This window comes from Oleiphilus sp. HI0123 (genome assembly GCF_001635315.1).
The window spans coordinates 1-2,335 of record NZ_LWGE01001554.1 but is presented as its reverse complement, the minus strand read 5'-3'; the positions used below and the strand labels follow the sequence as shown (position 1 = coordinate 2,335).

Here is a 2,335-nt window from a genome sequence, read left to right as displayed (position 1 = left end):
AGATCAACTCAACACTCCATTATTTATATTAGGATTTACTAATAAAGAGTTTTATTTGGAGATATTCAATGCAGAAATTCCTATTCAACTGCCTAGGGTTGAGCTTTAAGGTTTTCTTAGCCTTAGCACTAAGCCTATCGATTGCAGGCTGTAATGGCGGCTCAAGTAACTCTTCAGGTACAACACCAGGAGATGAAACAGATATCTCCGGGGTCATTGAGTTGCCTGAGAGCTCACCTCTTCAAGAAGATAAGCTCTCAATAGAAGTTGATGACGCCTCATACCCTGTTGACTCTAAACAAAGAGTGTCACTCCCTACTCTAGGCGAATCACCAGCCAATGCGTATCTAATGCTTCCGCAAAGAGAAAGTGATGAATGGCCAAGCGTCTACATGCTTTCTACCCTATTACCCGGAGAGGAAAATACTCGTATCGACAGCGAAGGAACCGCAATCTCCCTGGTCATGCAAGCAATCCCTCAGGAGCTTTTACTAAACGCAGGAAGCGCAAGCGAAGTCAAACAAAGCGTTAGAAACAACTCCCTAGCGTTTATTGATAAATTTGAAACAATGATCGAAGCGGACCCTTATACTTTGCACCTCCACAATTTGAACAATGTCTATGACGAGATCTATCTTGGCGCAGTGCAGAGCAGTCTGGATGCCCTTAAAGCCTTAATGCCAACGCAGGATATTGAACTGGCCATCTCACGCACAAGCACAAACACAAACACAAACTATCGCTCGACTTCTTACGATGGCCCAAGCGATATGGATCTGCACGTAGTCTATGACGACCCAGCCCATACTCTGCTGGGCTTGTCTGTTAAACCAGAAAAAGAAAACAATCGTATTGCCTCGTACATAACCCTGGACAATGATACGAGCCTCTATGTTCGCCCCAGGATTTTTGATCTGGTGTCCGGTGGGGAATGGTATAGTGCCGACTTACCCGTAGGCATTATTAGTAAAGCTTTTGATGAACACTTGCTCGATCCGCAGCAAGGATTCTGGGGTGCCTATCAATCTAATGAACAATCCTTCGAAGTTGAGCATCGCGATGTGGTGGTAGATTTTGTCACCGCAGGAATTACAGGCATCGAGTTCGATGGCTACACCGAAAGTACCACCTTTGCACTTCAACTAAGAACGATATATTCGAAGGTACTCCTTCCAAGCATCAATACGGTGTTTAGCGTTAAGGACGTTGCTATCCAACCTGTTTTTGGCGTGCTCTATAATTCTGGCTTGTTTGATAAAGCCGCGCCCGCCCTATATCAATGGGAGCTTCTTGAAGCCTTAGGCATCGTCTTAGACGAAATGACATCGGGGCTGAATCCTACAAACCCTATTGCGGGATCTTGGCCAAACCCCGTCATAAATGAAATTCTTAGCTTAACAGCTAACGCAGCATTACAAGTTAATTCAGAACAGTTTGCGAAAATGGGGCTCACACTGATATCGCTCAAGGCAACCATTGCCATTTGGGCTGCAGATATGCTTGCCGTAGTAAATGATGCGAGGCATATTCCAAGCACCGTTTCGGCGACTGTTAATTTCCCGATTGATCTGCTTAGCATGACGCCTTTAGCCATTAGCCGTCGTGATGGTGGTGTTATTGAAACAGAAGAAGTCACCCTAAGCGGCTTTGGCTTAAAAACACTAGATCATGTAGATGGCCGACATATTCCGGAAATCGTTCTAAGCGCTAAGAACGGTGAAGGTGAACTTGTTGATAGCGCCAAGTTTTATCCTTCTAATGCGCTGAACACCAACGACCCAGGAACGGAAATTAAATTCGAAGTATTCGGTCAATGGCTAAATGCCGACAGCAACGTCGATACAATTGAAGTTTCAATTGATCATATCTATACCAGTCGCAATCTAATAGGCATGAACAATGTCTATGAAATTACCGTTCCACCTGTAAGTGATCAAGCCAGTTTTACGATTCAAGTGGGCGCTATGGTTATTACTTCAATCGACCAAGAACGGGTTCAAGGTAACGATGAGCTGATCTTAAGTGTTTCAGGCATGACAACTAACATCGACGACTACACCGTCTACTTCAGGACGCATACGGGTAGCATTGTCCACGCTGCAATTCATTCTCTGTCTCAGGGAAGCTTAGCGTTAAGATTACCTTCGCACGAAAATATGGAGGTGGGTCCAATTAGCGTTTATATCGAAAATACCGAAGGTATTCGAAGTAACGAAGTAGCGCTTACGTTTATCCCGGAAAAAGTAGAATTTATATCCAACGGTATGAATGAGTTTGGTCAATTAGAACTAGCAATGACTCAAGCACAAGGCCTACCAGATATCCGCTATGTGTT

1 protein-coding gene is annotated in these 2,335 nt (G+C 44.4%); it reads left to right on the top strand.

Going from position 1 to position 2,335, the window contains the following annotated elements; genetic code table 11:
• Positions 1-68: 68 nt before the first annotated feature.
• A partial coding sequence (locus tag A3761_RS20830) for a hypothetical protein (RefSeq protein WP_156491998.1) occupies positions 69-2,335 on the top strand: 2,267 nt, incomplete at its 3' end.